The sequence below is a fragment of the Zhongshania aquatica genome (assembly GCF_027257955.1).
Classification (GTDB): domain Bacteria; phylum Pseudomonadota; class Gammaproteobacteria; order Pseudomonadales; family Spongiibacteraceae; genus Spongiibacter; species Spongiibacter aquatica.
This window is the reverse complement of sequence record NZ_JANZNQ010000006.1, coordinates 47,137-73,833: the sequence shown is the minus strand read 5'-3', so window position 1 is coordinate 73,833 and position 26,697 is coordinate 47,137. Positions and strand designations below refer to the sequence as shown.

Below are 26,697 nucleotides of genomic sequence, written 5' to 3'. Positions count from 1 at the left end.
ACTCCACCTCAAACTCTAGTAAACTTACACAAGCTCATAGCCTGTATCATACACAAGGCGCATACATTTTTTGCTAATTTGAATACGAGGTAACTTCATGAAATATCTCCACACCATGATTCGCGTAAAGGACCTAGATGCGTCAATACACTTTTATTGTGAGTTACTAGGTCTAAAAGAAGTGAAACGCTATGATAGCGAAAAAGGTCGATTCAGCCTTATTTACCTCGCCGCACCCGATGATTATAGCCACGCGAAAACCACGCAGACACCGACCATCGAATTAACCTACAACTGGGACACCGAAGATTACAGTGGCGGCCGCAATTTTGGCCACCTCGCGTTTGCAGTAGACGACATTTACGCCCTCTGCCAAAAATTAATGGATGCTGGCGTCACGATCAATCGACCACCAAGAGATGGCCATATGGCCTTTGTGCGCTCACCCGACTTGATATCGATTGAACTATTGCAGCGAGGTAACGCACTCTCTGCACAAGAACCATGGCTATCTATGCCCAATAGCGGTGAGTGGTAATTAAAAAATACCGAAGAACCAGCCGCCGCTTTTAAGGTCTTTCTCACAGCGGCCTAGCTGGCTGCCATATGTAGCCGCTCGTGAGGAAACCTTTCCGGCAACACGTTTTAGCCAAGGCTTATTTGCAAATGTTCTCTTTTTAAACCCGCCGTGGCCTTCGTGATAAGCCATATATAAGCTATAAGCGTCAGTATTGGCGATGCCGTTTATTTTACCGCTGGTATTGTTGTACCAGCCAATAAAATCAATGGCGTCTGCGAAATCATCCCGATCAGCACCCCAATTTCCAGATTTATCCACGTACCAGTCCCAGGTCGCATCCTTCGCCTGTGCATAGCCATAAGCATCGGACATTCTTCCAGCGGGAATAAAGCCCAACCAGTATTTCTTTGGTGGTTTGGCCTTAGCGACAAAACGCGACTCCTGATACATAATCGCCATCATGATCGGGATGGGAGAATTCCATTTTTTTGACGCGTCCTTAGCGTCGCCATACCAATCGTCTTTTTCTCGAAATATTGCGCAGACATCGCCGGGATTTCGGGGTGGCGACGTTGTACAGGCAGACACCGAAATAATGAGAAAAAGTAAGCAAAGCATTTTCATTCGCCACCACCCACATCAGCGAATACCTTAAGCAGGCCCTGCTCATCGATCACTTTTATCCCCAGGGCTTCAGCCTTTGCTAATTTAGATCCTGCACTCACACCAGCGGCAACACAATCTGTTTTCGCAGACACGCTCCCTGCCACTTTGGCTCCCAGAGCCTGTAATTTCTCTTTAGCCTCGCCGCGAGTCATTGACTCCAAATTACCAGTCAACACCCATGTTTGACCGGCTAGTGGCTGCGCGCCACCCTGCTTTTGCGCCGCGGGCCAATGAACACCGCGATCACACAACTGCTTAACCACATCGCGATTAAACTCGGTGGCGAAGAAGGCGTGTAAATGACTTGCGACAATCGGACCGACGTCCTCTACCTCTATGAGCATGTCCTCCGATGCCGACATTAGCTCCGGCAACGCGCCAAAATGCCGAGCAAGATTTAACGCGGTGGCCTCTCCGACTTCACGAATACCCAGCGAATATAAAAAACGTGGCAATGTCGTTGTTTTCGACTTCTCGATCGCCGCGATCAAATTCTCCGCCGATTTTTGCCCCATTCGATCTAAGTTAGCGATTTGCTCGACGCTTAATAGATACAAATCGGCGACCGTATTTATCAAACCTGCATCAACAAATTGCTCGACTAGTTTATCGCCAAGTCCGTCGATATCCATGGCCTTACGGCTGGCAAAATGCTTTATTGCCTCTTTGCGCTGGGCGCCGCAAACCAAACCGCCGCTGCAACGTAAAACAGCTTCACCCGGTGCGCGCTCCAATAGACTTTCGCATACCGGGCATTTAACCGGTGCAATTATTTCTTCGGTGCCTTTCGTCCGGCGGTCTAATACCACCTGAACAATTTGTGGAATGACATCACCGGCGCGACGCACAACAACATAGTCGCCAATCATCACTCCTAGACGTTCAATTTCATCAAAATTGTGCAGCGACGCATTGCTAACCGTGACACCGCCAACGAACACCGGTTCTAATTTGGCCACCGGCGTAACCGCGCCAGTGCGCCCAACTTGAAACTCCACATCGCGCAGTAAGGTAATTTCTTCTTGGGCAGGAAATTTATGCGCTATCGCCCAGCGCGGCGCTCGGGAGACAAAGCCGAGTTTCGCCTGCAGCGCCAATGAATCAACTTTAAAGACGATGCCGTCGATGTCATAAGCTAGGCCATCACGCCGTTGCAATAGGCTCTGATAATAATCGACGCAGTCTGCAATTGAACTGACCACACGCAACTCGGGACTCACTAAAAATCCCCATTCACGCAAACGCTGCAAGCCCTCACTATGGCTAGCAAAAAGCGCCTCGCCTTCTTGCTGAGCGATGCCATAACAACTCATTTCTAAAGGACGTTTAGCGGTTATCCGGCTATCTAATTGGCGCAAACTACCTGCCGCCGCATTGCGCGGATTGACGAAGACTTTTCCATCGGTCTCTCGGGCGAGTTCGTTGATGCGCTCAAACCCAGCGCGAGGCATGTATATTTCACCCCTCACTTCCAACTCATCCGGCCACCCTTCTCCTTGTAATTTCAGGGGTATAGACGAAATCGTTTTCACATTCTGAGTAATATCCTCGCCGACGCGGCCATCGCCTCGGGTAGCTCCGCGTACTAAAACACCGTCCACATACAATAAGCTAACCGCGATACCATCTAATTTTGGCTCACAGGCGTAGCTAAACTCAGCGCCATCTTCAAGACGCGATTTAACTCGACGATCAAAATCTAGTAACTCATCTTCTGAGAAAACGTTGTCGAGTGACAACATCGGTGTTTCATGGCGAACCTGACTAAAGGAAGAAAGCGGCGCCGCACCAACCCGTTGGGATGGCGAATCGTCGGTTTGCCAGTCTGGATGTGCTGCTTCGATGTCTAGCAGTTCGTTAAATAGGCGATCGTACTCCACATCCGGTATTTGCGGAGCGTCTAAAACGTAGTACTGATAGCTATGCTTATGGAGTTGCTCGCGCAGCGCCAAAAGGCGCTCGCGCTGGGAGATATCTGACATTCAAAACGCCATTATTGTTTGCACCTGCTTTTGGGCGATGCCTACATCAGGGTTAGCTGACGGCGCTCAAAATCACGTATGCGTTGTTTATAGTGTTCGAGGGTTTGCTTTGTCGCAACGCTATGACTCTGATCGCGCAGCTCGCCTTCAAGATTTTTTACTAAGCAGCGCGCGGTCTCTACCATTGCCTCGTATGCCTTGACGCTGTCTTTTGGGCCCGGTAGATGCATAAAGAACACCACACCCGGAGAGGTAAAGTCATCTATTTCATCAAGATCGAAATTACCGGGCTCGACTAAGTTGGCCACGCTAAATTGAATTTCGCCTGTGCCGTCGGCATTTTCATAACGATGAAAAATATTCATCTTTCCATAACGCACATCGCAGGCCATTAGAATTTGCAGTAAATCATTACCTTTAAACGGCTTTCCTTCTGGGGCCATTGCATTGATGACGAGTAACTCGTGATGCTCTGACTTGGGAGGCTCTTCTTTATTTGACGACGCCTTTTCATTCGCGCGCGAACTTTCGCGTTCTGAAACGTCCTGAGCTCTTACCCTAGGCGCCTCCTCAAAATCGTCATCAGATTTGGATGAAGACCAACCTGCGACGACCTCATCTTCATCGTCATCATCATCGAACTTGGAACGATACTCATCCGCCGGGTCGGTAAATAAAATATCGTCTTCGGGATCGTGGTAATCGCTTGCTTGATACTCTGTGTCGTCGTACTGATTCTCTTGCTGAATATCACCTAACTCATCGTCATCGAGTTCCGCTTCTGGTTCCACATCGAATTCAGGCTCTTTACGCACCTTGGCCGGCGCCGTTTTTGCGCGCTTAAGATGTAGACTGGGTGTTTCTCTAACCGCGACCACGCGGGCAGTACCCGTTGGTAACTCAGGATTACATAGGTCGTCATCTTGACGGTTTTTAGAACTTAAACGAATAGTATCTCGACGGTCTTTACGCATCCGTCGAAAACCATCAAGCAGCACCGCCGTCGCCAGCAAAGCGCCAATAATAATTAACCAATCTCTAACATTGAGATCCATTACCTAGCCCTTAATTAGCCTACGCGGCCATATCCTCAAAAAAATACGCTGTGGCTTTGGATATACTTCTGCCGCCATTGTTCCACGCGGTATGGTAAATATCCAGATTTTCGCCTAATTACGACACTTACATTGCCGCCATTTCTGCAGCTTTCTCCAGATCCACAGATACCAACCGCGACACGCCTGGCTCATGCATGGTGACACCCATCAATTGGTGCGCCATTTCCATGGCAATTTTATTGTGGCTAATATAAATAAACTGCACTTCGGAAGACATCTCTTTTACTAGGCGCGCGTAGCGACCAACGTTGGCGTCATCTAAAGGCGCATCAACCTCATCCAGCATACAAAATGGTGCTGGATTAAGTCGGAAAATAGAGAATACCAAGGCGATTGCGGTTAACGCCTTCTCGCCACCAGACAGCAGATGAATGGTGCTGTTTCGTTTGCCGGGTGGCCGCGCCATGATGGAAATGCCCGTATTCAACAAATCGTCGCCGGTCATTTCTAAAGAGGCGCTGCCGCCGCCAAAGACTTTAGGGAAAAGATCCTGAAGCCCACTATTCACCTTATCGAAGGTCTCCTTAAAGCGATTGCGGGTTTCCTTGTCTATGCGACGTATCGCGCCCTCCAACGTCTCTAACGCTTCAACCAGATCATCGTTTTGTGCGTCTAAATAGTTTTTTCGCTCAGACTGCTGCTTATATTCTTCAATTGCCGCCAAGTTAATCGGCCCCAATCGGGTAATTCGCCGCCCAGCTTGATCTAAGGATTCCAGCCACTCAGCTTCATTGGCATTTTCAGGCAGCGTATCCAACACAGACTGCAAATCGAACTGCGCCTCCTGCAACTGATCTTGTAGCCCTTTACGTCTAACTTGCAGTCCCTGATTTTCAACCCTAGCCTGCTCTAAGCTATTTCGCACGGTTTGCAAACGTAGCTCAATACCGTGACGTTTTTGGTCGTTTTCGCGCAGCTGCTGATCGACAACCTCCAAAGCCCGTCGAGATTCGGCTAACTCTTCTTCTACGGCTAGACGCTGCTCAAGACGCGCTTCAAGTTCAATCTTTAAATCATCTATTGGGGCATCGTTTTCATCGAGGCTCGCCGTCAACTGTTCGCGACGTTCTTGTAATTGCGCCAACTGCTCTTCCGTGCGGCCGATATTTTGCAATACCGAATCGCGCTGGGTCCGCAATGATTGGTGCCTCATGGCTAGCTGATGCGCATGATCTTTACTTTGCCGCGCAGTTTGCCGCGCCGCATCGAGAATTGTGCGATTATTGTCGCGTTCACTGAGCAGCGCTTCGCGCTTGCCAGAATCCTGCTCCATCGACTCAATGGCTTCCTGCAGCGTCATTCTCGCTTCAGCAACCGATTCCTGCTCAAGCTGGAACTGATTTCGCAACTCTTTACCGTCACCATCTAATTGCTGGCGCCGCGCCAAAACCTGCTCAATCTTGGCTTGTTGAGCGCTTAATTTCGCCTTTAGCTCACTGTGCTGGCGGTTGAATTGCTGCACTTCGCGATTCAGATTTTCCCGATCCTGTTCTTGGGTTTTTAGCAGGACTCTATCCGTATCCAGCCCGTCAACAATGGTTTGAATACGAATTTCAGCTTTGTCTATTGACTCACGCAGTTCTTGTAAATCCTGCTGGCGTTGCAATACACCACCCTGGGCGGTATTGCCTCGGCTGACACGAAGCCAATTGGCACCAAGCCACAAACCTTCAGGGGTTATAACAGACTCATTGGCCGCCAAACTGCTGCGCATTGCCAAGGCAGCAACGAGATCGTCAGCCACACGAACACTGCCAAGAATACCAAGCAGGGCTGTATTACCACTGACTTTATCTGCCAGAGAGGCCCCAGAGGAAACTGCCCTAGCTTCACCCTCGATAAAGCAAACACTACCTTCTTTTAAATCACCTAAGATACCGGCAACACCATCAAGGGAGTCTACACACAAGGCCTGGAGTTGATCACCTAAGACCGTTTCCACCGCCTGCTGCCAGCCGTCTGCTACCTGTAGCTGCTCAGCTAAGCGCGCGGTATTAGATAGCCCTTGAGTCTCAAGCCATTTCGCCGTTGCCTTGTCGCCCTGTCCTAAAGCAGCCTGCTGTAAGGCCTCCAAGGACGCCATACGGCCACGCATACGCTGTAACTCACTGCGGCAACTATCTAACTCATCGTTAGCCTGTTTTATACGCTCACGGCATTCGCTGATTTTGGGGATAATTTGTTCATGACGTTCCTGCACAGAGGACGCTTCTAGCTCAACCTCTGCCACCTCCTGCTGAAGCAGGTCTATATCGTCGTCAGTATCTTCAACATTTAGACCGCGACGCTCGCTGTCTAGCTTTTCGATGCGCTCCTGCAAACGCTGCAAGCTCAGTTCAAGATGCTGAATTCGCGACTGCTCCACTTCTGCACGCTGACGTGGCCCCGCCGCTAATTGGTTAAACTCATCCCAGCGCTGCTGCCATGACTGCATGGCGTCTTCTGCATTTGCGAGGGCTTCAGCAGCGCTTTCTTCTGCCGCATCGGTAATCTCAAGCTCAGGCTCAATTTCACCAATTTCTTCTTCCCAGATGGCAATTTTCTCGCGGTCACTTTCTAAATGACGCGTGGTTTCCAGCACGTTGACACTTAACTGCTGTAAATCCGTATCTAATTGACGACGGCGTTCCTGTTGGTGCTGAATGCCCTGTTCGGCCCGAGCTATTTCGGCACCAATACTGTAAAACCGACCCTGCACTTCGTTAAAGGAATCATTTAACTGGCTGTGCTGATCCCTAGCCTGTTCTATGCCTGTATTTAAGCCAACCTGTTCCGTAACAATCGCCTCACGTTCTAGCTCTAAGCGATTGATATCCTTTTCTTTTAAGCTCGCTTGCTCATCTAAGGCTTTCCACTGAAGTACCTGCAATTGTGCCTTCAACAAACGCTCTTCTTTTTTGTATTCAGTATATTTCTCGGCGGCCGCTGCTTGGCGCTGAAGATGCTGCAACTGGCGACCTAACTCGTCTCGAAGGTCGGTTAGACGCTCTAGGTTCTCTTGGGTACGGCGCATACGACTTTCGGTTTCGCGACGGCGCTCTTTGTATTTCGATATCCCAGCGGCTTCTTCTATGAATACCCGCAGCTCTTCTGGTTTAGATTCGATGAGCCGTGAGATCATGCCCTGCTCAATGATGGCATAACTACGCGGACCTAGGCCGGTGCCGAGGAAAATATCGGTGATATCACGACGTCGGCATTTAGTGCCGTTTAAATAATACTCAGAAAGACCTTCTCTGGTGACTTTGCGGCGAATGGCAATTTCATCGTAGGCGGCATACTCGCCACCCAGTTTTTTATCAGTGTTATCAAAGACCAGTTCAATACTGGCCTGCCCCACAGGCTTGCGATTGACCGAGCCGTTAAAAATAACGTCCGTCATTGATTCACCGCGAAGATTTTTAGCAGAGCTTTCGCCCATTACCCAACGCACGGCATCAATGATGTTTGACTTGCCGCAGCCATTCGGGCCAACAACCGCCGACAAATTCGTCGGGAAATGCGCGGTCGTTGGGTCAACAAAGGATTTAAAACCCGCTAATTTGATACTTTTAAGACGCATAAACCAATAACCAACACTCTGTGGCGCTACCGCGCGTAGTTCTATTATTTTCTCGCCGTAACACTCGCAATAAAAACAGGATCAATTTGCACAAAGCGCGATTATAGCGATAGCGGCAGGGACTGACAGCAGTATTTGTGACTTTGTCTTCAGGGCAGCGATTTAGATTACTTCCCCTGCACCCCAGAAATCGACAAACTGATAGCCTCGCCGAGATCGCCAGTATCAATATTTATCGGTGTGCCAACCCAATCACCGTCGCGGCGAATCGCCGTGCCCGCCCGGCTAATATGCGCTGACAAGGTAAGCTCTTTGAAATCACTGAGCGTCATCCCCTGCCGAATCACATCCGCATCTGTAAGCTGAAGGTTAATTGGCCAATCTTGATCGATCAATAAAGGAAACCGCAAAGCCGCAACCGGCATAGGGTTACCGTCAGTACTTTTTGCGACCACAAACAATACACCAGGCGGTGTCGCGCCGAGTTCGGGTGCCACGGCGACATTAACTGCGATGCTTTGTAAGTCCCCAGCAGCGCCTGCAAGCCGTTTAGACTCCGCCACTCCGCCACTTATGACTTTGGCCTCCGCTGAACCCGGCGGTAACTGGGCAAGAAGCTTTTGCCAATGCGTTAAGGCTTCAACATAATTCCCGCTGGCAAAGGCATCTATACCTAACACACCAAGCGCCGTACCTTGTTGCGGGTTAATTGCTAGTGCTTGTGTCAGTAACTGCCGAGTTTTATCGTCGATCTGACGATCCGCCACCAAATATCTCGCCTGAGCCAACTGCGCTAACACGTCCGGGTCTTGAGGATATAAAGCCTCTAATCGCTGGTAATACGGCAAGGCCCCGGCAAAGTCGCCCTGTTGCCGATACAGCGTAGCCATCATGATCAAATGCTCGCCGCTATCAGGTCGTCTCGCAAGAATCCCATCGACGATATCTTTGTAACGCCCCCAGCGGGCATCATCAATTCCCTCGCTGACAATTTCTGCCTGTAACTCGCGCAGGGCCAAATCTTGGCGGTAGCCCAGACGATCATAGAGAACGATCGCAATGACAGGGATCAACACTAATACCGCAATGATATAGCCGCGTTTTGCGATGCTGCTATTTAATTGCAGGTCGGCCGCCGACTCAGACACCAATTGTCGATCTAGCTCTCGCTCAAGATCTGCATATTGCTCTTGGTCAATAAGTCCTGACTCGACGTCATTCTGCAGTTCCCGTTGGCGTTGGTGGTAGAAATCTCGTTGCGCGCGCCGATGCATCTGGTGATCAGCCTGATTCGCACCCCTGTTTCGCAAGGCCAACAAAATCAAAATACCGGCCAATAACAATAAAATGGCTAGCCCAATATATAAACTGATCATCGTTTTTCTCCAGGCTTCGCCGCAGCACCGTCATCAGCCAGCAACTCCTGCAGGCGCGCCTGTTCGTCACTAGACAGGGGCGCATCGTTAACCACAAGCTTCGATTTTCGCCCCGACGCCATTCGCCACCACACCAATAAACCCAGCATTAACAAGGCAATTGGTGCCAGCCATAACACGGCGGTTTGACCACTAAACCGAGGACGATACAATATAAAATCGCCGTAGCGTGCCACCATATATTGGGTAATTTCGATGTCAGATTTATCATCCATAATCATCTGATGAATTTGGCGGCGTAAATCTTTAGAAATCGCAGAGTCGGAACCTGAGAGGTTTTGGTTCTGACATTTGGGACAACGTAACTCCTCAATAAACGCGTGGTAGCGCTTTTGCTGAAGTGGCGTATCAAACTGATAGGTTTCAATAACCGCAGCGGCGCCAACACTGAACAACATTAGCGCGAGGCAAAGCCAAACCGACTTCATTGCGCCGCCCCTTGATTGCTTAAGGCATCAATACGAGGCACAAACTCTTTATCCCACACTCTCTGGTCTAAGGCGCCTTGATAGCGAAAACGCACAATGCCATCCGCATCGACCAAATAGGTTTCCGGTGCGCCCGTTACACCGAGGTCTAGCCCGAAGGAACCATCTTCATCGAACAGAGTTAGCGAGTACGGATCCCCTTTTTGCGCTAACCAACGTTTGGCCCCATCCGCATCGTCTTTGTAATCAACACTGACAATATTCATGCCCGCTGCCGCGAGTTGTAACAAAAAGGGATGTTCAAAATGGCAGGTAGGACACCAGGTCGCCCACACATTCAGCAAGAACATCTCGCCGACGATCTGCGCCTTATCGATGATTCGGCCATCACTTAGCGACGGCTCAGAAAATTCGGGTAACGGCTTATCAATAAGTGCCGATGGCAAATCGGTCGGCGCATAGTCTCCGCTCTGCACGCGACGTTCCACGCCAAAGAAAACCGCCGCTAAAATAATAAAGACTAAAAGGGGCAAAAATAGCTTAAGTCGTTGCACTGTGCTCTTCCTTTTCGCTAGTGACAGAAGTCTTTGATGGTCGATAACGCTTGTCACAAATGGCAAGAAAACCGCCAAAGGCCATTAACAACGCACCTAACCAAATCCAACGAATAAAAGGCTTAACGTGAATACGAACCGCCCAAGCGTCTTTACCCACAGGCTCACCCAAGGCGATATACACATCCCGCATAAGGCCAGCATCAATAGCGGCCTCGGTCATGACTTGGCCGCTACGCGCGTGGTAGCGACGCTTTTCAGGATGCATTTCGGCAATAAATTTGCCGTCTTGCCAAAGGGTAAAGCTACCCCGCTGTCCCTGATAATTAGGTCCAGTTATTGACTGGATTGAATCAAAGCTAACTTCGTAGGCGTTCACGCTGGCGGTGCGCTCGCCCACTGCCATTCGAATATCTTGCTCGTGATTAAAGCTCGTCACCATCGCTACGCCGAGCACGCTACACGCAAAGCCAATATGAGCGAATAACATTCCGTAATACGACGGCGTCAACCGTCTTAGCCCAAGCGCTAAGCTTGGCGCATTGCGTACTTTGGTTCTCAAATTAGCGGCGCTACTTAACACAATCCACGCGGCCAATAAGACACCAATGGTGGCACCAATATGGAAACCGTCACCGAACCAATTCGGCAATAAAAATCCTAGTGCAACGCTACTCACAAAGGCCGCAATCAAGGACGACACCCACGAGCCTGACTTGGTCCGTTTCCACTGAGACGATGGCCCGATGCCCAAAATTAAGGCCAATAAACACATTAGAGGAACGAAAATGGCATTAAAATACGGCGGTCCCACCGAGTATTTACCCAAACCAGCAAAGTCCATTACCAATGGAAACAAAGTACCCAACAGCACAGTCATCGCCGCAACCAGCAATAAAATATTGTTGACCAGCAATAAGGCTTCTCTCGACAGCCAGGTGAAGTTAGAAGCAGACTTATTTGCAGGTGCGCGAAAGGCATATAGGGTCAATGAGCCGCCAACCACAATCACCAAGAATCCGAGAATAAACATCCCTCGCGTTGGGTCTGCAGCAAAAGCATGCACTGATGTCAACACACCCGAACGCACGAGGAAGGTTCCGAGCAAGCTAAGCGAAAATGTAAAAATGGCGAGCAACAAAGTCCAGCTTTTAAAGACGCCACGCTTTTCAGTCACCGCCAAAGAATGTATTAGCGCAGTACCGACCAGCCAAGGCATAAACGACGCATTTTCAACGGGATCCCAAAACCACCAACCGCCCCAACCAAGTTCGTAATAGGCCCACCAGCTACCAAGGGCAATACCCACGGTCAAAAACAGCCAAGCGGTATTTGTCCATGGTCGCGACCAACGCGCCCAACTGGCATCCATGCGACCGCTCATCAGAGCCGCAATCGCGAATGCAAAAGCCACAGAGAATCCTACATAGCCGATGTATAACATCGGTGGGTGAATCACCATTCCCGGGTCTTGTAACAAGGGGTTTAAATCCTGACCATCACTTGGGGTGTTTAAAAGATCGCGAGCGAAGGGATTAGAAGTGAACAGAGAAAAGCTAAAGAAACCAACCGCGATCATCCCCATTACTGACAGCACACGGGCGAGAATATCTAGGGGGAGTTGACGCGAAAATATAGCTACAGCAACCGTCCACAATGTCAGAACCTGCAACCAAAGTAGTAAAGAACCTTCGTGACCGCCCCATAGCGCGCTGAATTTATACGCCGGCGGCAACAAAGTATTTGATTGCATGGCAACAATATTTACCGAAAAATCATCGCTTAAAAATGCATAAACTAAACTAGCGGTCGCAATACTGGTAAAAAAACACTGCGCAAAGCTCAAATAGCGACTGGAGCGCATAGCTAACTGATCACCGCGATAAACGCCCCACAGCGGCAGAATAGCCAAAGCTAATGCAAAACAAAAACCGAGAATTAACGCAAAGTGACCATATTCAACTATCACAATTCACCCTTCTCTTGTTGCTCAGCTCTTTTGGCTGCCGCTTTTTCCAGCGCGTCGCTAACTTCAGGGGGCATATAGGTTTCATCATGCTTTGCCAGCACTTCAGTTGCGTAAAAAACGCCATCTTCACCCAGCTTACCTGACGCCACAACACCCTCACCTTCGGCAAATAAATCCGGCAAAATGCCCTCGTATTCTACGGTAACTACCGCGCTAAAATCGGTGACCACAAACCGCGTCTTTAAGCTGTCGCTGGCACGCTGCACGCTGCCTTCCTGAACCATGCCACCTGCTCGAATTGCCTTACCGACCGGCGCTTTACCAGAGACAATTTCTGCAGGCGGGTAAAACAAATTAATATTTTCTTTTAGGGCATATCCCAACAGTCCAGCGGCTAGGCCCGCAATCACGAGAATAAATATAACGATAATAAGGCGCTGTTTGCGCTGGGGATGCATAGCCATAACAATCTCTTTATCACGGTGCTGTCACTTAAGCTAAAGCGAGCAGCCTTTACTTTATAGTCGACGAGGATTCCTGTTTTCGACGAACGATTGCGCGAATATGCTGTTCAGTTTGCTTGCGACGACGGCGCGCCACAAAAATTAAACTACCGAGCACAACAACACTGACCCCGTAGGAAAACCAAACGTAGCTGCCGTGGCCACTCATATTGAGTAATTCGCTGAAGGTGTCAAAATACATTTAGCGCGCCTCTCCACACACAATATCTTGTACCCAGCGAGTATTTCTTTCGCGATCAAGAATCTCGGCACGGGTAAAGAGCAATAACACCCAAGCAAAAAACAAATACATACCACTCAATGTCGCCATCAGCGGACGCAGCATCGTTGGATGGATAGTAGACTCGCCGGTAAAACTAATACTCGCCGGCTGATGCAGGCTATACCACCACTCTACTGACCAATAAATGATAGGGATGTTCACCGCACCGACGATCGCAAGCACAGCACATGCCTTAGCGGCTGCATCTCGGTTTTCAAAGGCTTGATGCAGCGCGATAATCCCTAAATATAAAAAGAATAGAATTAATACCGAGGTGATCCGCGCATCCCACACCCACCAAGTACCCCAGGTAGGCTTACCCCAGACCGCGCCGGTTAATAAAGCTAAAAATGTAAGGGACGCACCAATAGGTGCAATTGCCTTCATCACCATGGCGGCTAGCTTCATTCGCCAGATCAGATGAATTGCCCCGGCAACTGCCATGGTCACATATGCACCCATGGCAACAGCGGACGCGGGAACATGAATATAAATAATCCGAAAACTATTACCCTGCTTATAATCCGCGGGCACAAACGCCAAGCCCCAAATGCAACCGCCCAACAATAGCAGCAGCGATAAGCCTGCTAACCACGGCAATAACCGCCCGCTAAACTGGTAAAACCAGCGCGGTGAACCCCACTTATGGAAGGTTGAGCTAATTGACACGGCAACATTCCCTTTAAAAGAAACTAAACAGACACCGAGTAGCTCGGTGCAAAGGCCGGGCAGTATACCCCAGTTTGATGGGAATTCAGAAAATCCCTCAACTCTTTAAACAGGACAAGAAACTTACCAAATAGACCTAAGGCCTACTGGTCGACGCTGATTCGCAACGCTCCGCAGATCGCCAACGGCGACAATGCCAAAGCCACCAAAAAAAACACCGCCAACATGGCTAATTGGGGCATATACGGGCCGCCATCGATCGCTGTTTTTACTACACTACTGCCAAAAATAAGCACGGGAATATAGAGCGGCAAGACAATCAGCGATAACAACAAACCGCCTTTACGCAGCCCTACAGTCAGTGCGGCGCCTATTGCTCCAATAAAACTCAGCACCATTGTGCCTAATACCAAACTCGCCATCAGCGGCAACATACCCGCTGGAGGTAATTGCAAAAGCACGCCTAAAATCGGAGACAATACGCTCAGCGGCAATCCGGTCATCATCCAGTGCGCCAAGGTTTTCGCCAATACCTGAGGATAGAGCGATTGATGAGTTAGCAGCATCTGCTCCAATGTTCCGTCATCGAAATCACCGCGAAACAAACTATCAGTGGCGAGCAATGACGCTAACAAGGCCACCACCCATAGAATGCCCGGTGCCAGCTCTGCAAGACGCTCTGGCTGTGGACCTATTCCCAAGGGAAACAAGGCGCAGACCATGACATAAAATACCAAGGGATTAGACCACTCACTTCCACGGCGCAAAGACGCTATAACATCCCGCTGTAATACCGCCAAGATCAAGCTCAATAATCCGGCACTAGGCATTGGCGTAGTCCCCCAGATTAAGAATCGTAAACTCATGGGAAAAATTGAGGCTGTGATGCGTCGTCAGTAATACTGCGCCGCCGTCATGTACAAAATCTGCAAGCCATTGCTCTATTTCCGCGACCCCCCGTTGATCTATCGCGGTAAACGGCTCATCAAGTACCCAAAGACTGGCAGGAATGCAAAATAATCGCGCGAGGTTTACCCGACGCTGCTGCCCCGCAGATAATGAATGACAGGCTTGTTCCTCAAATCCGCGCAAGCCGACCTTATCCAAGGCGGCCATAATAGAGGTATCACAATGAGACATTCCCCGCAGTGCGCAGGACCACCGCAAGTTTTCAAGTGGGCTCAAAACTGCTTTAATCCCGGCGCCGTGGCCGATATAGAGCAGCTGACTGAGGTAATCATGACGATGCCGTTGTAGTGATTTACCCTGCCACAGCACCTCGCCCTCATAACGGCTCGACAAGCCGGCCAAAATTCGCAGTAAACTGGTCTTGCCACTGCCATTTGGTCCGGCTATTTGCACAAGTTGTCCGGCATTGAGCTGAAAGCACAAATCTGAAAACAGTACCCGATCATCTCGTTCACTGAATAGCTGATTAACTTGCAGACCCGGTGCCGCCAAAACCACTCCCCGTTCTAATCGTTATGGCATGCCGACGACATGCGTAAAAATCGCCGCCAAGTATATACGAAGTCACAGAATTTTAGTGCTGAAAACGAGATGTGCAGAAGATTGCTAGCGCAAATAGGCATCAGTCATACAGGGCATTCGTACTTTATGACCTCATTGGCCTCAAGTTGATTACTCGGAGTCTTGATGGAAACTTTCAAAATCCTGGGCAACCAAATCTAAATACGCGAGCGCTTTATCTAATTCGGAAGAGTAACCCTTGCCATGAAACTTCATTAAGCGCTTTCTTACCCACGCTAGCTCAGCCACCAAACTGCCTAGTTCGCCATTCTCGGCCACCGCCGGCACCGGCATTGAGGAACTACTTAGCTCAGAAAACGATTGGCGCGTGAGTGTCGACATCGCGGTATTACCGGATTCGAAATAACGGGGAGTAGAGGAATTTTGTGCTACGTCAGCATCGCTATCAGCCTGCGCACTGACAACCCCATTTTCAGGTGCCTGCCCAACTATCGGCCTAAAGCTGCCGCTCTCGTACTGCAAAACAGAGGGAGCCAAACTTGATAAATGCTTGTCTCGCGGCCGTAAGCGGCCATCAAAAAACACCCCCATGGGATCGCTGAGCGGATCTATAGGATTATTCGCTGCGGTGGGCTTACTATTTCTATCACCGGCGCGAATTAAGCGGACTTTTAAATCATCATCAATCGGACTCACTTGCTGATGATTTATATGTCGTGCCAACATTAACTCGATTGCGCCGATAGCGGATACAAATAAAGACACCAGACTAGGGTTCATCGATACACGCCGATGGCGCACTCGGTCCATTACCCGTTCCGCTAATAACGCACATTCGGCAAGCTGATCTAGCTTTAAAACAGTGGCTCCACCATACAGGGTATGAAAACCGCGGTGTATATCGTCAAGTATCCGTTGACCATCATAGCCGTAGCGTAATTCCGCAAACTGTTCTGTCAGGTGATGAGCAATCTCCTCTGCTTCTGCAAGGAAAATCGCCAATATACCTTCGTGTTCTTGCTCGTTCACACTTTAACCCGACAATAGACATACCTAGATACATATTATCCACGATGAATAAACCTCATGCTGCAGGCTCGGTCACATTCCAGAAACATAAGCGCACAGACTAAGTAATTAAACTATGTCGTTAAGTAGAGTAAAGATCTGAGTTTTATGAGCTCATGGTTTTAACTATAGTGAGAATTTTGTTTTCCAAGGTTGCCGCCGTAAACGGCTTAACAATATAGCCATTTACACCCGCCTCAGCCGCCTGAATGATCTGTTCGCGCTCCGCGTCAGCCGTAATCATTAAAACCGGGATGTGCGCCAAATTCGCGTCGGCCCTTATCGCACGAAGCAAATCCAAGCCCGACATCCGCTGCATTACGAAATCGGTAATAACAAAATCAAATCGCTGATTGTGCAGCATCGGCAGCGCAGCCAAGCCATCTTCGGCTTCACTTACGTAGCGATAACCTAAATCGGCAAGTAAATTGCGGATAATTCGTCTCATTGTTGAAAAACCTTCAACAACTAATATGCGCATCTCGCCGGGGGTACACGCCCTAGCTGAGACCGGGTCAAGCTCCCCATGGCCGCCACTAAACGGGTTGGGCGATAGGCCTTCTAGTTCTTGATCACTCATCAATTATCAGCTACCTCACCGGCGCTAATGCGGTTACTCGCCAACAACCGTTCAACAAAAAACACCAAATGTCCTTGGGACTTGGCAGGCAAAGGCCATGTATGGGCGTGTTTGGCTAACTCTCGCAGCGCGCGCGCTGAGCCGCTGCTTGGCGCCGCCGTTATCACCGGCACTTGCTGACGCACAGATTCACGAAGCGCTGTATCAAAAGGCACTGTGCCCGCATAGATTAATGCGACATCTAAAAACCGACCACAGACGGCGCTCAAGCTATCAAACAATTGGCGCCCCTCGTGCTCGTCAGCCACCATATTGGCGACAATACGGAAACGACTTCGGCCAAAGTCTCGATTGAGTAATTTGATTAAGGCATAGGCATCCGTGATAGAGCTAGGCTCGTTACAAACCACCATCAATACTTCGTGGGCAGCGCTAAGAAAATTGACCACCGAGTCTGAAATTCCCGCGGCGGTGTCGACCACCAAAACATCCAATTGATTTGAAATATCACTAAAAGCACGGATAAGCCCGGCATGCTCTAGTGAGCTGAGCATACTTAGACGGCGAGTGCCCGAAGAAGCGGGAATAATCTTAATACCCGCTGGCCCAGTCAGCATGATATCTTGCAACGAACAGCTGCCATCAAGCACTTGCTCAATGGTGTCGGATGCCTTTAAACCTAGCAGCACATCGACATTTGCCAAGCTAAAATCGGCGTCCAACAGCACGACACGGGAACCCAACTCAGCTAATCCAACACTCAGATTTATAGCAACGTTGGTTTTGCCCACCCCCCCTTTGCCACCGCTAACCGCGATCACCTGAATAGCGCGCGTCATGCCACAACCGCCAATTCTTCAGCCTTGACGTAAATATTCTCGCGCCAAGGAAAGCCCCACATACGCTGCGTGTGTTCGCCGATTTGTTCAGCATCACACATAGCCATAATCTTTTTTAACAAGCGCTGATCAACGTCTTGAACATCCACCAATAGAACAAATAATCCCTCCGCAGCAGCGTCTTGATAATCTGCCAAGGCATCGTTGTCTTGCATTAGACCGAGCAATCCGCCCTCCCACGCGCCAAAAAACAACAGCATAGTCGGCAAAGAATACAGAATAATGTTTCTAACTAGTCCCTCCTCTATATCAAACAGAGGCATAACAATTAGAAACAGCAGCAAGCCCAAAGCAGTCCCCCAAAAACCGCCCCGCCACGCACCGCCCATCATATTGGTCAACATCAATGGCGATGCAACGGGCAAGCCCATGCGCTGAACATCGCCAATAGCACGGGTAAACACTCGCAAGCGCCAACCTTGCAGATGTGGTTGTTTGAGCATATCTGCAATTTCAAGAAGACTCGCCTGTTGGCGACTTAAAAATACCAGCCGACGTTTCATATTCTTTTTATCTCCGAGCTGTTCCCGATTTTGACACACCTAGATAAATCGTTATTAGGGTTTAACCTTGCTTAACTCAAGGACTTTAATCGCTCAGCCTGGCTAACCACCTCGGTCAGTCGAATTCCTAGTTTGTCTTCAATCACTACCACTTCACCACGCGCGATCAATGTACCATTTACTAATACATCTAATGGCTCACCCGCCTTCCGATCGAGCTCGACAATAGCGCCCTGATGTAATTGCAGTAAATCGCGAATAGGCATATTACTTCCGCCTACCTCCAGGGTAAGCCGCACAGGAATATCCATCACCATCGACAAATCCGGCCCAGTCGCCCCTCGCTCACGAAGTCTGGCAGATGCGCCCTCTGGCATGCGCTTAACGCCGGTTTGCCTAGCACCTTGAAGCTCACCCTTGTCGGCCGCCTCCATCTCTTCCTTTAATGCTTGGCGCTGACGGCGGAGTTCATCTTGTTTATCCATAGTTCAATCTCATTACCGCATCATTTATTTGTTTGTACAAAACGCATAGGGCTCAAAATGCTACTCATCAATAATCTTTAATGTGAGATAGCCATCCACAACCCCCAATTGCCCCCGCGCCATGGTCACACCAGATGCCTTTAACACCGACGGCTGACGGTTGCTAATAGGAATGACATCACCGACCTGCAAGTTAGCCACTTGCCCTAAGGTCATCATTGGCTCTGCTAGTGTGCAGCGAGTGCTAACCTTGGTATCCAACAGAGACAAACCAAGCGTAGCCTGCCAATGGGTGTTGCTACTTAACTGCTCTGAAGACGCATTTTTACTGAGCAAATCCATTACCGGCTCTAGCATGGTGAGTGGCAATGCAATATCAAATTCACCGCCGCCACCGCTATCTAATTCAATCTGAAAACGGCAAACCACTATCGTCTCTGCCTGACCGGCGATACCGGCCATCGCAGGATTCACTTCCATTGACAACGCTTCACTCTTGATAGTGCTCGTCAAGCGCCACGCCCGATCATAGTCCAGATGAGCACGCTCAATAAGCCGAGTAATGACACGGCGTTCTACCTTGCTAAAATCACGACCATCAGCATGACCTTGGCTACCGCTGCCACCAAAAAACATATCGACCAAACGAAACACAAGGCGCGCATCAAAGACTAGCATTGCCGCACCTTTCAGAGGGTGCAAGCGCATAATATTAAGAGAGGTAGGTACGTACAAAGAGTGTAAATATTCGCTGTAAGCTTGGAATTGCAGATCTATAGCCGCAACATCAACCCCTTGGCCCAAGACATCAGAAACGCTCTCGCGGAAGTACTCAGCAAAACGCTTATTAATTTGTTCTAAGCCAGGAAGCTGGCGCTTTGTTAGTTGCCGTCTGCTCGCTAAATCGAAGGAGCGGGCGGCAACAGAGTTAGCGCGATCTTGCCTTGGCGTTTGTGCTTGCACATTTGCCAATAAGGCATCGATTTCTGCTTGAGAAAGTAACTCTTTCACCATTAGGCCCAGACCAGCACTTAAAAAGGAATACACGTGCTTACAGCAAGACTTAGGCCAAAACTATTACTATAAATATCATATACTTAGGAGAAGGGTTTTACGTCAATAAATTGACATGTGTTATTTTCCCTCAGCCAACCATTTACGTATTAACATCATTGCTTCAGTGAAACAGCGCTGGGCGTTGCTAAAATCTTGCTGAATATCTTGAAAACTGGCATCGCGTCCACGCAGTTCCAGGCCGCGAAAGTGCTGGGAGAGATTGTCTGCGCCCAGCGACGCAGCGCCCCCCTTCATCGTGTGCGCCATCGTGCGTAGTTTTTCGGCGTCTTGATTTTCGATAGCCTGGCCTATGCTTTCTAAGCGCTCGCGGGTATCAATTTCAAATTCATCTATCAAGGTAATGACGTCATCTTCCATGAAGCCACGGAGTTCTTCGAGTAAGGATATATTCAAAGCCGACATGATCTTAAACGTCCTTGTTTAAAAATTAATTAAAGAAACACATTAGCGCGATAACACTTGTAACCCAGTTTAATCTAAGCCGCGCCAAAGATACTCATCAAAATACATCAATTTTGCGCGCATCGAGAATAATTTCACCAACCGCAGCCATTTGTTTAGCAACCATAACTATTTCTGCTTGTGCAGCAGCGCATTCAGCTTGCGTATATCGCCCGAGTAATAACTTCAAACCCTGCTTTTGCTCATCGCTGATCAAGCTTATAAATCGTCGCCGTAGCTGCGCGCCCGTCTCCGCCATCGCGGGCGCAAGAATCTCAGGCGTAAGCTGCCGAAGTAAAATAACAAGATCCTGATCCGACAAATGATTTATCTGTGCAAAACCGAACATCAACTCTTCCACGCGCGCCGCGTGATCAGGCTGCGTGGCTCTTAGCCCATTAAGCAGACTGCTTTCCACGCTCACATCCATTTCGTTCAGCAATGCCGCAGCTAGCGAGTCCCCTGTCATCGCTCTCCCAAGCGGTCTTCCGACTTCTGTAAAATACTGTTCCAGTAGGTAATCTAATTCTTCAAGTGCTGCAGGCGTTAACTTTGTTAATCCAGACAGCCTCGCTAACAAATCCAGACGCCGGGACTCTTCAAATGCTAACAGTACCTGACTACCCTGCGCAGGCTCCAAACAGGCAATAACTACGGCCTGAATTTGGGGGTGCTCGCGACGAATAATCTCTACAATCGTCGCCGCCTCCAACCACTTTAATTTACCGATATGCTGAGATTGGCCGTGCAACGCCAAGCGCTCACCGAGCAAATGAGCACGCTCTTCACCCAGCGCCTCCTCAAGCAAACTGAGCACTGCCTCGCTGGCCTTGGGTTTCACACCCGAAAAGGTTTTCACATCGCGATGAAAACGCGTCAACACCTGATTAAATTCTGTACTACTTGGCGCATCCATACCGCTCATCACTGCCGCTAAGCGATGAACATCAGCTGGTGGAAGAGCACGAATCACCGCTGCGGCCTGCTCTTTATCTAAGGACATAATTAGCGCTGCGGCCTGCTCAGCATCTGACAAATGCAACGATGTCGCCATCAACTAGGTGCTCCGTTTAACCACTCACTTAAAACACTGGCTACACGGCTAGGCTCTTCGTCAGCAATGCTTTTAAAACGCGTTAACTGATCGCGATAATCACCATCTAACTGCAAATCAGTCACACGCGATTGTCGGTAACGATGGAATGAAAACGTCAGTCCCACGGTGCCAAATAAGAGCAAACCTAGGACCAGATAAAGTCGGTGCTTAATTTCAAGAACAAACAGAAAATTCTTATTAGTTTGAGGGACTTGAAAGGCATGAAATTGCACCGTTAATTGATCACCAAGCGCGTCGTTTAGCGCCAAACCGGACCTAATAGCAGTATTTAAGAATTGTTCAGTTTCAGAATTTCGGACATCGCTATTAACAATAGCAAACACGGTTTTAAGTTCGCGGCCGTCGCTACCATTCGACGTTTGTACGCTTACGCGCAAATCCGCCACATCCATAAACGATGACGCCAAAACCAGCACTTTGCGTTCAAGGTAGTCTTCACGCTGGCTGCGTAGATCCGTCGCCGCTCCGACTATTTCTGCCTCATCGCTGACGCGCAGCTGCTGCCATATTAATTCGCCCCCCAATACCAAACCGGCGAGCAAGCACAGCGCCATCAAAACGACGACGCCTTTAAGTACTGTTATTGAAGAATTTTGTTGTTCCACACCCTGTCCCACAGCTGACTAACCTCGCTCACAGAGAGCACCAGCGAATACCTGTCAATTTAATGACGCCACGTCAAATATGATTCATCCACGCCCAATAATAGTCATTATTTTGACGAGCACACCTAGAATCAATGGCGAATAGTCAGACGTGGCGCCTATTTAGGCCAATTAGCAGTGATATAGCAGAAATCAGGCCAGCATCGACCCAATAGCCAAAGTGAAAGAAATGAAACCCTTATGAATAGAGTCGACGCGGGGATGCCACAAAAGAATTAAATTTGGAAACGATACAAGCACCGCCTGCTTCAGCGCAAAGTATCTTGCAAATGCCCAGCTATGCAACGAGGGCTCACCCTAGCTCAGCTGAACCAACTCGATAAAATCAGCAGATGAAGCCGGGGCCGTCGCCGGCACGCCACCCGCATCGATAGTTTGAGTAGAATCAAACTCGTACTCTTTACGTTCGCCCGAGCGATCTATGGTCAGCGACGCAAAATCAAATAAATTAGGATCAGCCATCTGGGATGGTGCAATATTTTGCATGGACGAAAATATCTTCTCAATCCGGCTGCCGTCGACCTTTTCCCAATCCATCAGCATTTTGCGAATATTCTGGCGCTGTAAATTTTCCTGCGAGCCACAGAGGTTACAGGGGATAATCGGGAACTGTTTATGCGCCGAAAATGCTTCGATATCACTCTCGCGGCAGTATGCCAGCGGACGAATAACGATGTTTCGCTTGTCATCAGAAAGCAGCTTTGGTGGCATACCCGATAAACGAGAGCCGTAAAACATATTCAAAAACAGCGTTTGTACGATATCGTCTTTATGGTGGCCCAATGCAATTTTGGTCGCGCCAATTTCCTCGGCAAAGGCATACAAGGTGCCGCGACGTAAACGCGAACATAGCCCACAGGTGGTTTTACCTTCTGGGATCTTCTGTTTGACGATGGAATAGGTGTCTTTGTTGACGATGTAATACTCAATACCCAGAGCATCAAGATACCCAGGTAAAATATGCTCGGGATAGCCCGGTTGTTTCTGGTCCATATTGACCGCAACCAGTTCAAATTTAACCGGCGCGCTCTTTTGTAGATTCATCAGTATATCGAGCATGGTATAGCTATCTTTACCACCCGATAGACACACCATAATCCGATCGCCCTCTTCGATCATCTTGTAGTCTTCAATTGCCTGCCCGGTGTGACGGCGCAAACGTTTTTGAAGTTTATTGAATTCAAGTTTCGGTGAGCTGGACATAAGGGACGAATCAATTGGTGAACTGGGTCGCGCATTATATAGAAACGTGCTCTCAGCGGCCACAAACTCGCACTCAGTAGCCCACCCAAAAGCGCATCTTGGCCTGTATTTGGCCTTTGCGGCCTCCAGCGCTGGCAATCCGCGACGGAGATGACTATCATTAGCCCGCCAAAATCTGCTGGCATGAGGTGTCTCGTACACGGCCAGACCCCGGCACGGGTGCATGTTGGACTGTGTAATCCACGTCCGATCGCACCCGCTCAAAAATCAGACCAACATCAGAAAGGGAATCGCCCAATGAAACAACCAGTTCGCGTCACCGTTACCGGTGCAGCCGGCCAAATTGGCTACGCACTTCTTTTCCGTATCGCATCCGGCGCTATGCTGGGCGACGATCAACCCGTTATTCTGCACTTACTTGATATCACTCCAGCCATGGACGCCCTGCAAGGCGTGCGTATGGAATTAGAAGACTGTGCATTCCCGCTGCTCGCTGGCGTTGTATGTACTGATGATCCAAATGTTGGCTTCAAAGATGCGGACTACGCACTGCTTGTTGGCGCCCGTCCACGTGGCCCAGGCATGGAACGTAAAGATCTGCTTGAAGCGAACGCTGCTATTTTCTCTGTTCAAGGCAAAGCGATTGATCAAAACGCTAGCAAGAACATCAAAGTATTGGTTGTCGGCAACCCAGCAAACACCAATGCACTGATCACTCAGCGCAATGCGCCATCTATTCCAGCGCGCAACTTCACAGCGATGACCCGTTTAGATCACAACCGCGCCATGACTCAGATCGCCATTAAAACTGGCAAGACAGTCAACGACGTGACCAACATGACAATCTGGGGCAATCACTCAGCGACCCAGTACCCAGATCTGTTCAACGCTAAAGTATCTGGCCAAACCGCCAGCGACCTAGTTGACCAAGCGTGGCTAGAAGCTGATTTCATCCCAACAGTACAGCAACGCGGCGCAGCCATTATTAAAGCGCGTGGCGCATCTTCTGCCGCATCTGCAGCCAATGCCGCTAGCGGCCACATGCGCAGCTGGGCACTAGGTACAACTGGTGACGACTGGGTTTCTATGGGCGTATATAGCGATGGTAGCTACGGCATTCAAGAAGGCCTGATCTACTCTTTCCCTTGCCGCTGCAAAGATGGCGAGTGGGAAATCGTTCAAGGCTTAGAGATAAACGACTTTAGCCGTGGCAAAATGCAAGCCACTGAGCAAGAACTTGCCGAAGAGCGTGATGGTGTAAAACACCTTCTGCCATAAGAACTCAGTTCTTAGTAGTTGATAAAAAGGCGGCCTCAGTCGCCTTTTTATTGCCTATAGAATTTGTGCACCACCAAATAAGTACTATTTTTCAGCCCCCCAATGACTACTCGGCTAAAATCATTTACCTTTTAGCTCTTTAAAATGACTAGGAAAGCCTCAAATGAACGTCTCCGACGCTGTAAAAACTCGCCGTTCCATACGCGGTTACAAACCAGACCCCGTTGCACCGGAGCTTCTTAAGAAAATTTTCGATCAGGCCCGCTTCGCCCCGTCGAACTGCAATACCCAGCCTTGGCATACCGTGGTGGTGTCTGGTCAGGCCAGAAAAGATTTACAAGCTGCCATGTTTGCCGAAATGAGTGCCGGCAAGGCACCGTCGCCCGCTTTCGCACCAGGGGACCAAAACCTCACAGGGGTCTATAAAGACCGCCAATATCAATGTGCAATGGACTACTACGGCACCATGGGTATTGAGCGTCACGAGAAAGACAAGCGTTTTGCTCTGATGATGAAAAACTGGGAGTTTTTTGATGCCCCGCATGTCGCCTTTATATCAATGCCTGCCAATCTGGGGCCGGTCAACGCCCTAGACGTGGGCATTTATCTGCAAACATTAATGCTGGTGTTAGTTGAACACGGCTTAGCTAGTTGCCCTCAAGGTGCGTTGGCGTTTTATCCCGACGAAGTCTTTAAAATAGCGAACATTCCCGAAGGCAACGGTATTATCTGCGGATTGTCCTTTGGCTACGAAGACGTGGGAGCACAAATCAACAACGTCACTATAGATCGCGCCACTCTCGATGATTTGGTGCAATTCATCAACTAAACAGTACCCGAAGTTGATTGACCTTATTAGCCTTCAATAGGGTCAATCACCTCAACAACTTTCGCGTCACCGTCTGACCTCTCTTCCTGCTCACCAGCCGCTGCCTGCTCTGCATCTGAGTCTTCTGTTCGCGGATCCAGCTCAAATATCATTGGCGAAGTAACCGAGACCGGAACAAATGGTTCCGTTGAATCGACAAGAGGCAAAACATGGGATTTTCGACGAATCGAAATTCCCAAGGTAAACCCAAGCAAACATACCGCCGAAAAAACAAATAACCCCGGTGGACCAAGTAGCGACATAAAGATCGAGGCCAATGGTGCCCCCAATGCCGAACTACAACCAAACAAAAATAAAATACCGCTCCCTATTAACACAAAATCACTGGCCTCGGCATTGTCAGACGTATGCGCCAAGCAAATTGAATACATGGTCATTACCGCCCCACCCCACAGCACCGACAACAGTAACAGCAAGTTGCCGATAGCTGGGACAAAGACTAAAACCATCGATACAGCAGCGCCCGCGAGACAGTTAAAATACAATACCAAGCGCCGATCATAGCGATCGGATAAACGCCCCAAGGGCAATTGGAACAAAGCGCCGCCTAGTACAGCACCGCTCATAAACAGGGTTAGCTCGGAGGTATCTAAACCTAGACCGCGTGCATACACTGGCCCCAATGCCCAAAAGGCGCCGGTGACAAGACCACTAGTAATCGCCCCCTCCATACCGACATGAGACAATTGCCAAAGCCGTCGAAAATTGAGCTTTACAACCGGCATTGGCGTTGGCGCCAAGGTCGCTGTTAAGCAGACCGGCACTATCGCAAGTGACAATAAAATCGCCGCCAAACCAAACAATACGGGTCCCGATGGGTCAGCAAAATTTAGCATTTGCTGACCAACAATGATCATACTTAAGTTGATGACGGTATACAGCGACAGTATCGTACCCCGTGTCTCGCGAGTTGCGCGGTCATTGAGCCAGCTTTCTATAACCATGTACAAACCGGAAATACAGAAACCCACCACAAAGCGCAGCACCAACCAAGCAACAAAACTGGGTAAACCGTGAAACAGCAAAACCACCGCAGAAAATATCGTCGCTAATACCGCAAAACTGCGTATATGCCCTACCCGACGCACGATATGCGGCGTGACCAAACAGCTAATAACAAAACCAACAAAATAGGTAGATGCGGTCAAACCTGTTTGGGTAGCGGTAAATTGCTCAATTTCAGCGCGCAGAGGCAGCAAGGTGAGCATTAATCCATGCCCAACGAGCAATAGGGCATCGGACAGCAGCAAAGCCGCCAATGGCATCAATAACCGCCTCATAAACAAACCTTGTAACTTGTGTGACCAAACA

27 protein-coding genes are annotated in these 26,697 nt (G+C 49.3%); 3 read left to right on the top strand and 24 right to left on the bottom strand.

The annotated features are described in order from the left end of the window. Positions 1-97 precede the first annotated feature (97 nt). Positions 98-538 carry a lactoylglutathione lyase gene (gene gloA, locus O9X78_RS07845; protein ID WP_269619081.1) on the top strand — a complete coding sequence of 147 codons (441 nt, stop codon included), beginning with the start codon at positions 98-100 and terminating at the stop codon, positions 536-538. On the opposite strand, the gene O9X78_RS07840 is transcribed toward gloA, so the two are convergent. From O9X78_RS07840 to ttcA, 23 genes are all read right to left on the bottom strand, one after another. Continuing rightward, on the bottom strand, positions 539-1,144 hold the full coding sequence (locus O9X78_RS07840; protein WP_269619080.1) for a transglycosylase SLT domain-containing protein: 606 nt from the start codon (positions 1,142-1,144) through the stop codon (positions 539-541). It lies immediately after the preceding gene. After that, the gene (gene ligA / locus O9X78_RS07835; protein WP_269619079.1) at positions 1,141-3,168 is read right to left on the bottom strand and encodes an NAD-dependent DNA ligase LigA; all 2,028 of its coding nucleotides are present in this window, start codon (positions 3,166-3,168) and stop codon (positions 1,141-1,143) included. Before ligA ends, O9X78_RS07840 begins: the two co-directional genes overlap by 4 nt. A gap of 41 nt (positions 3,169-3,209) precedes the next feature. Next, positions 3,210-4,223 carry a cell division protein ZipA gene (gene zipA / locus O9X78_RS07830; RefSeq protein ID WP_269619078.1) on the bottom strand — a complete coding sequence of 338 codons (1,014 nt, stop codon included), beginning with the start codon at positions 4,221-4,223 and terminating at the stop codon, positions 3,210-3,212. Positions 4,224-4,350: 127 nt separating this feature from the next. Next, positions 4,351-7,848 carry a chromosome segregation protein SMC gene (gene smc / locus O9X78_RS07825; RefSeq protein WP_269619077.1) on the bottom strand — a complete coding sequence of 1,166 codons (3,498 nt, stop codon included), beginning with the start codon at positions 7,846-7,848 and terminating at the stop codon, positions 4,351-4,353. 167 nt (positions 7,849-8,015) lie between these two features. Further along, positions 8,016-9,224 (bottom strand): c-type cytochrome biogenesis protein CcmI, encoded by a 1,209-nt coding sequence (gene ccmI / locus O9X78_RS07820; RefSeq protein WP_269619076.1) that lies wholly within the window; start codon positions 9,222-9,224, stop codon positions 8,016-8,018. Further along, on the bottom strand, positions 9,221-9,712 hold the full coding sequence (locus O9X78_RS07815; protein ID WP_269619075.1) for a cytochrome c-type biogenesis protein: 492 nt from the start codon (positions 9,710-9,712) through the stop codon (positions 9,221-9,223). The genes ccmI and O9X78_RS07815 overlap by 4 nt, the downstream gene beginning before the upstream one ends. Continuing rightward, a complete protein-coding gene (locus O9X78_RS07810; protein ID WP_269619074.1) occupies positions 9,709-10,266 on the bottom strand; it encodes a DsbE family thiol:disulfide interchange protein in 558 nt (185 codons plus the stop codon). Before O9X78_RS07810 ends, O9X78_RS07815 begins: the two co-directional genes overlap by 4 nt. Beyond that, a complete protein-coding gene (locus O9X78_RS07805) occupies positions 10,253-12,235 on the bottom strand; it encodes a heme lyase CcmF/NrfE family subunit (protein WP_269619073.1) in 1,983 nt (660 codons plus the stop codon). The genes O9X78_RS07810 and O9X78_RS07805 overlap by 14 nt, the downstream gene beginning before the upstream one ends. After that, positions 12,232-12,693, bottom strand: coding sequence for a cytochrome c maturation protein CcmE (ccmE, locus tag O9X78_RS07800; protein ID WP_269619235.1), 462 nt, complete (start codon positions 12,691-12,693; stop codon positions 12,232-12,234). Before ccmE ends, O9X78_RS07805 begins: the two co-directional genes overlap by 4 nt. A 55-nt stretch (positions 12,694-12,748) precedes the next feature. Continuing rightward, positions 12,749-12,940 carry a heme exporter protein CcmD gene (gene ccmD / locus O9X78_RS07795; RefSeq protein WP_269619072.1) on the bottom strand — a complete coding sequence of 64 codons (192 nt, stop codon included), beginning with the start codon at positions 12,938-12,940 and terminating at the stop codon, positions 12,749-12,751. Then, positions 12,941-13,690 carry a heme ABC transporter permease gene (locus O9X78_RS07790; RefSeq protein ID WP_435056050.1) on the bottom strand — a complete coding sequence of 250 codons (750 nt, stop codon included), beginning with the start codon at positions 13,688-13,690 and terminating at the stop codon, positions 12,941-12,943. A 143-nt stretch (positions 13,691-13,833) separates the two neighbouring features. Beyond that, positions 13,834-14,520: a heme exporter protein CcmB gene (ccmB, locus tag O9X78_RS07785; protein ID WP_269619071.1), complete on the bottom strand. Its 687-nt coding sequence runs from the start codon at positions 14,518-14,520 to the stop codon at positions 13,834-13,836. Next, entirely contained in the window at positions 14,513-15,151 is a 639-nt protein-coding gene (gene ccmA, locus O9X78_RS07780; protein WP_269619070.1) for a cytochrome c biogenesis heme-transporting ATPase CcmA, read from the bottom strand. Before ccmA ends, ccmB begins: the two co-directional genes overlap by 8 nt. 180 nt (positions 15,152-15,331) lie before the next feature. Beyond that, the gene (locus O9X78_RS07775; protein ID WP_269619069.1) at positions 15,332-16,210 is read right to left on the bottom strand and encodes an Hpt domain-containing protein; all 879 of its coding nucleotides are present in this window, start codon (positions 16,208-16,210) and stop codon (positions 15,332-15,334) included. Positions 16,211-16,355: 145 nt separating this feature from the next. Next, positions 16,356-16,730: a response regulator gene (locus O9X78_RS07770; RefSeq protein ID WP_269619233.1), complete on the bottom strand. Its 375-nt coding sequence runs from the start codon at positions 16,728-16,730 to the stop codon at positions 16,356-16,358. A gap of 98 nt (positions 16,731-16,828) precedes the next feature. Then, positions 16,829-17,668 (bottom strand): MinD/ParA family protein, encoded by an 840-nt coding sequence (locus O9X78_RS07765; RefSeq protein WP_269619068.1) that lies wholly within the window; start codon positions 17,666-17,668, stop codon positions 16,829-16,831. Next, entirely contained in the window at positions 17,665-18,231 is a 567-nt protein-coding gene (locus tag O9X78_RS07760; RefSeq protein WP_269619067.1) for a hypothetical protein, read from the bottom strand. The genes O9X78_RS07765 and O9X78_RS07760 overlap by 4 nt, the downstream gene beginning before the upstream one ends. A 71-nt stretch (positions 18,232-18,302) precedes the next feature. Then, positions 18,303-18,716 (bottom strand): flagellar motor switch protein FliN, encoded by a 414-nt coding sequence (fliN, locus tag O9X78_RS07755; RefSeq protein ID WP_269619066.1) that lies wholly within the window; start codon positions 18,714-18,716, stop codon positions 18,303-18,305. A gap of 60 nt (positions 18,717-18,776) precedes the next feature. Then, the gene (gene fliM, locus O9X78_RS07750; protein ID WP_269619065.1) at positions 18,777-19,730 is read right to left on the bottom strand and encodes a flagellar motor switch protein FliM; all 954 of its coding nucleotides are present in this window, start codon (positions 19,728-19,730) and stop codon (positions 18,777-18,779) included. 120 nt (positions 19,731-19,850) lie between these two features. Further along, positions 19,851-20,195 carry an Hpt domain-containing protein gene (locus tag O9X78_RS07745; protein ID WP_269619064.1) on the bottom strand — a complete coding sequence of 115 codons (345 nt, stop codon included), beginning with the start codon at positions 20,193-20,195 and terminating at the stop codon, positions 19,851-19,853. Between the two features lie 97 nt (positions 20,196-20,292). Further along, on the bottom strand, positions 20,293-21,288 hold the full coding sequence (locus tag O9X78_RS07740) for a FliG C-terminal domain-containing protein (protein WP_269619063.1): 996 nt from the start codon (positions 21,286-21,288) through the stop codon (positions 20,293-20,295). Then, positions 21,288-21,956 (bottom strand): hypothetical protein, encoded by a 669-nt coding sequence (locus tag O9X78_RS07735; protein WP_269619062.1) that lies wholly within the window; start codon positions 21,954-21,956, stop codon positions 21,288-21,290. Before O9X78_RS07735 ends, O9X78_RS07740 begins: the two co-directional genes overlap by 1 nt. Before the next feature lie 357 nt (positions 21,957-22,313). Beyond that, positions 22,314-23,219, bottom strand: coding sequence for a tRNA 2-thiocytidine(32) synthetase TtcA (gene ttcA / locus O9X78_RS07730; RefSeq protein ID WP_269619061.1), 906 nt, complete (start codon positions 23,217-23,219; stop codon positions 22,314-22,316). Between the two features lie 297 nt (positions 23,220-23,516). Between ttcA and O9X78_RS07725 the strand changes: the two genes are divergently transcribed. Then, complete coding sequence (locus tag O9X78_RS07725; protein WP_269619060.1) at positions 23,517-24,497, top strand: malate dehydrogenase; 981 nt, start codon at positions 23,517-23,519, stop codon at positions 24,495-24,497. A gap of 163 nt (positions 24,498-24,660) precedes the next feature. Continuing rightward, on the top strand, positions 24,661-25,326 hold the full coding sequence (locus O9X78_RS07720; protein WP_269619059.1) for a nitroreductase: 666 nt from the start codon (positions 24,661-24,663) through the stop codon (positions 25,324-25,326). A 26-nt stretch (positions 25,327-25,352) separates the two neighbouring features. Here the strand turns inward: O9X78_RS07720 and O9X78_RS07715 are convergent, their stop codons facing one another. Continuing rightward, positions 25,353-26,666, bottom strand: a complete 1,314-nt coding sequence (locus O9X78_RS07715) for an MFS transporter (RefSeq protein WP_269619058.1) — start codon at positions 26,664-26,666, stop codon at positions 25,353-25,355. Between the last annotated feature and the right edge of the window lie 31 nt (positions 26,667-26,697).